This is a genomic window from Caldimonas sp. (assembly GCF_046289365.1).
Lineage (GTDB): Bacteria > Pseudomonadota > Gammaproteobacteria > Burkholderiales > Burkholderiaceae_C > Caldimonas.
This window is the reverse complement of the sequence record NZ_JBKBVU010000237.1, coordinates 1-4,206: the sequence shown is the minus strand read 5'-3', so window position 1 is coordinate 4,206 and position 4,206 is coordinate 1. Positions and strand designations below refer to the sequence as shown.

Genomic DNA, 4,206 nt, shown 5'->3' with positions numbered 1-4,206 from the left:
CCTGCGTCGCATCGAACTTCGCGCCCGCAGCGGCGGCGAGCAGTTCCAGGCCGGCCCCGGGAGGCCGCCGCGCACTTTGAAGAAGCAGTTCCAGTCGGCCGGGGTGCCGGTCTGGGCACGCGAAGGGCCGCTGGTGTACGACGCGCAGGGGCACCTCCTCTTCGTGCCCAGCCTGGGCATGGATGCGCGCGCCTGGGCCGACGCCGGGCGGCGCCAATGGCGCCTGCGCTGGGAAGCCGGCGGCTGACCCGCCAATGCCTCAGCGTCCTTGCGCGAAGTGCCGCAGGCCCTCGAGGTCCAGCACCGTCAGCCCCCGGTGCTCGAGTCGCACCAGGCCCGCGTCGTGCAAGGTGCGCAGCGCTGCATTGACCCGTTGGCGCGACAGGCCGCACAGCAGCCCGATCTCGTGCTGGCTGAGATCCACATAGGGCCCGGGCGAAGGATAGAGGTCGGGGTTGAAGAGCGTGGCCAGACAGCGTGCGACCTTCGCGTCGCTGCCGAGCAGACGGTCGTATTCCAGCAGACCGATGAACAGGCTCAGCCTCGCGTTCATCAGGTTGTGCAGATAGTGGTTGAAGCCCAGGTGCGTGGCCCGCAGTCTCTCGAAGGTGGCATAAGGGACCAGCGCAATGCGCGAAGGGCGCAGAGCGATCACGTCGTACCGGCGCGCTTCACGCTTGATCAGCGAGCCTTCACCGAACCAGCCTCCGGCGCTCACGCCAGTCAGCGTGGACACCTTGCCATTGGGCGCGGTGACCGACATCTTCAGCAGGCCGTCGATCAGGCCGATCCAGTGCTCCACGACCTGTCCAGCATGGGCTGCATGGCCGCCGGCGGGCACCTCACGCTGCGAGGACTCTGCGATGACCCGGTTCATCTCGGGCAGCGGGAGGTTGCGGCCCCAGCTCGACTGACGCAGCATCTCGGCCAGCGTGTTCATGGCGCGCGATTCTAGGGATGGCCGACGGGACGAAGAGGAGGAAAACCCTCAGCCGCTGGCGCTACAATCCCATGTTTGCGACCGCGGCGCAAAAGCCAGCCAACCATCCACACCGCGCAGCACTTCCCATGGCACTCATCGTTCACAAGTACGGTGGCACGTCGATGGGCTCGACCGAGCGCATCCGCAACGTTGCCAAGCGCGTCGCCAAATGGCACCGTGCCGGCCACCAGATGGTGGTCGTGCCCTCGGCCATGAGCGGCGAAACCAACCGCCTGCTGGGCTTGGCCAAGGAGCTGGCTCCGGCAGCGCATACCACCGCCTACGCCCGCGAACTGGACATGATCGCCTCCACCGGCGAGCAGGTGTCGGTGGGCTTGCTGGCCATCGCACTGCAGGCCGAAGGCATCGACGCGATCAGCTACACGGGCTGGCAGGTGCCGGTGCGCACCGATTCGGCCTACACGAAGGCACGCATCGAGAGCATCGACGACACGCGGGTGCGTGCCGACCTCGACGCCGGCAAGGTGGTCATCATTACTGGCTTCCAGGGCATCGATGCCCAAGGCCACATCACCACGCTGGGTCGCGGCGGCTCGGACACCTCGGCGGTGGCCATCGCGGCGGCGATGAAGGCGGCCGAATGCCTGATCTACACCGATGTGGATGGGGTCTACACCACCGACCCGCGCATCGTGCCCGAGGCGCGCCGGCTGCACACCATCAGCTTCGAGGAGATGCTGGAGATGGCCAGCCTGGGATCGAAGGTGCTGCAGATCCGGTCCGTCGAATTCGCCGGCAAGTACCGCGTGCCGCTGCGTGTGTTGTCGAGCTTCACGCCCTGGGACATCCCTCTCGACGAGGAAGCCAAGTCGGGCACGCTGATCACCTTTGAGGAAGACGAGAACATGGAACAAGCCGTTGTGTCGGGTATCGCCTTCAACCGCGACGAGGCCAAAATCACCGTGATGGGCGTGCCCGACAAGCCGGGCATCGCCTACCAGATCCTCGGTGCCGTGGCCGATGCCAACATCGATGTCGATGTGATCCTGCAGAACGTCTCGCATGACGGCAAGACCGACTTCTCGTTCACGGTGCATCGCAACGACTACGCCAAGACCATCGACCTGCTCAAGGAGAAGGTCGTGCCCCACCTGGGCGCCAACGAGGTCGTGGGCGATACGAAGATCTGCAAGGTGTCGATCGTGGGTATCGGCATGCGTTCGCACGCCGGCGTGGCCAGCCGCATGTTCCGGGTGCTGGCAGAAGAGGGCATCAACATCCAGATGATCACCACCAGCGAGATCAAGACCAGCGTGGTGATCGACGAGAAGTACATGGAGCTGGCCGTGCGCGCACTGCACAAGGCCTTCGACCTCGATCAGGACGCGGCCTGAATCTGCAAAAGACCGTGCGCAGGGCCGGCATTCGCGGTTAGAATGCAGCCCTTCGTCGATTTCCGGTTGGAGACGTGACCGAGAGGCCGAAGGTGCTCCCCTGCTAAGGGAGTATGCGGGCAAAACCTGCATCGAGGGTTCGAATCCCTCCGTCTCCGCCAACCATAAATGCGGCAATGACCGCGACAGACCGCAAGACCCTCTACAGAGCCCCGTCAGACGGGGCTTTTTTGTTTTCCGATGTCGTGCTGTTCTTCGACAGCCAAGCCGAAGTGGGGGCACCATTGGGGGCACACAACGGCTGAAGGCCCCGCCATCTTCTGATTGTGGCCCCATGCCGCTCACGGACACGGCTTTTGCAACCGCCGTGGGTTGTCGAGGACGTCAAGCTCGACACCGTCAAGCGCCGCATCGATTTTGAGATTCCTGCGGCCGGAGCGAGCCCACCTGGGCGATGCGGCGGCAGCCAGTGCCTCCGGGGGCTGGTATTGATCGTTCTGGCCGTGTGGCCGAGGACGCGGCGTGCCAAGCCCGCCTGGCCGGCCTCACCCCCGCCCAAACAACCCCGCCACCACCTCTGGCGCCGACGCGAAGTAGCCGTGGAAGAAGCTCGCCGTGAGGCGGCCTTGTTGGTAGACGGCTTCGGGGCCGCCGTAGCGGCGGGGTTGGGTGAGGTGGGTGGGGCGCAGTGTGGGGCCGGCTTCGAGGCGGCTGTAGTGAAACACATGCCCGCGCAGTGAGCCCAGGGGGGTGTCCCAGTGGTGCAGGCCGATGCCGGCAAGGCGTTCGCCCATGACGGCGGTGGCATCCAGCAGGCCGGCCATGGGGTGTTCTGCGCCATCGCGCGTGCGCAGCACGCGGGCGCACGCCATCATGCCGCCGCATTCGGCCACGATGGGGCGGCCCGCAGCGTGGTGGGCGCGCAGGCTGCTCATGAATCGGTGGCAAGCGGCCAGTTTCGCGGCGTGCAGTTCGGGGTAGCCGCCGGGCAGGTACACGCCATCGCAGCCGGCCGGCACGGGTTCGTCGGCCAGCGGTGAAAACGTCCGCACTTCGGCGCCCAGCGCGCGCAGCAGGTCGAGGTTGGCTTCGTAGCAGAACGAGAACGCGGCATCGCGCGCCACGGCGATGCGGTGGCCGGCCAGCAGGGGCTCGAACAGGGGCGCGGCCTCCAGCGGCGGGGGCTGCCAGGCGGGCAGGGCCTGCAGTGCATCGGCCTCCAGCACCAGGGCGGCATCGAGGGCGGCCCAGGCGTCGTCGAGGCCGGCCTGCAGTTCCTGCGCCTGCACCAGGCCCAGGTGGCGTTCGGGCAAGGCAGTGGTGGCGCGGCCCAGGTGGCCCCACCAGGGCACCCCTTCGGGCAGGCTGCCGGCCAGCATGCGCGCGTGGCCGGGGCTGGCCACGCGGTTGGCCATGGCGCCCACCACCTGCACGCCGCGCTTGCGGCCGTGCATCTGCAAGCCCAGCGCCAGCGCACCGAAGGTTTCGGCCATGGCGCCGGCGTCGATCACGAGGAGCACGGGCAGGCTCAGGCGAGTGGCCAGGTCGGCGGCGCTGGGGGCGCCGTCGTACAGGCCCATCGCACCTTCCACCAGCAGCCAGTCGGCCTGCGCGGCGGCGCGGGCCAGTTCGCGGCGGCATTCGGCTTCGCCCACCATCCACAGGTCGAGGTTGCGCACCGGCGCGCCGGTGGCCGCAAGCAGGAAGCCGGGGTCGATGAAGTCGGGGCCGATCTTGAAGGCCCGCACGCGCTGGCCTTGCTGGCGTAAACGGCGGGCCAGCGCGCAGGTGAGCGAGGTCTTGCCTTGGCCCGAGGCGGGGCCGGCGATCAGCAGGGCACGCGTCATCGGCTCACAGCTCAATGCCGCG

General features: G+C 67.6%; 4 protein-coding genes and 1 tRNA gene. 3 read left to right on the top strand and 2 right to left on the bottom strand.

Annotation, left to right across the window (positions count from 1 at the left end):
• A partial coding sequence (gene tilS / locus ACK42S_RS16110; protein ID WP_409709855.1) for a tRNA lysidine(34) synthetase TilS occupies positions 1-247 on the top strand: 247 nt, incomplete at its 5' end.
• A 12-nt stretch (positions 248-259) separates the two neighbouring features.
• On the opposite strand, the gene ACK42S_RS16105 is transcribed toward tilS, so the two are convergent.
• The gene (locus ACK42S_RS16105; RefSeq protein ID WP_409709852.1) at positions 260-940 is read right to left on the bottom strand and encodes a Crp/Fnr family transcriptional regulator; all 681 of its coding nucleotides are present in this window, start codon (positions 938-940) and stop codon (positions 260-262) included.
• Between the two features lie 128 nt (positions 941-1,068).
• On the opposite strand from ACK42S_RS16105, the gene ACK42S_RS16100 reads away from it, so the two are divergent.
• Positions 1,069-2,337: an aspartate kinase gene (locus tag ACK42S_RS16100; RefSeq protein WP_409709849.1), complete on the top strand. Its 1,269-nt coding sequence runs from the start codon at positions 1,069-1,071 to the stop codon at positions 2,335-2,337.
• A 68-nt stretch (positions 2,338-2,405) separates the two neighbouring features.
• A tRNA-Ser gene (locus tag ACK42S_RS16095) sits at positions 2,406-2,498 on the top strand.
• 384 nt (positions 2,499-2,882) lie between these two features.
• On the opposite strand, the gene ACK42S_RS16090 is transcribed toward ACK42S_RS16095, so the two are convergent.
• Positions 2,883-4,206, bottom strand: a 1,324-nt coding sequence (locus tag ACK42S_RS16090) for a cobyrinate a,c-diamide synthase (protein ID WP_409709846.1), incomplete at its 5' end; no start/stop codon positions are given.

Excerpts from the sequence above, each read along its gene's own strand:
- ACK42S_RS16105 (WP_409709852.1), bottom strand. The coding sequence starts at position 940 with ATGAACACGCTGGCCGAGATGCTGCGTCAGTCGAGCTGGGGCCGCAAC.
- ACK42S_RS16100 (WP_409709849.1), top strand. The coding sequence starts at position 1,069 with ATGGCACTCATCGTTCACAAGTACGGTGGCACGTCGATGGGCTCGACC.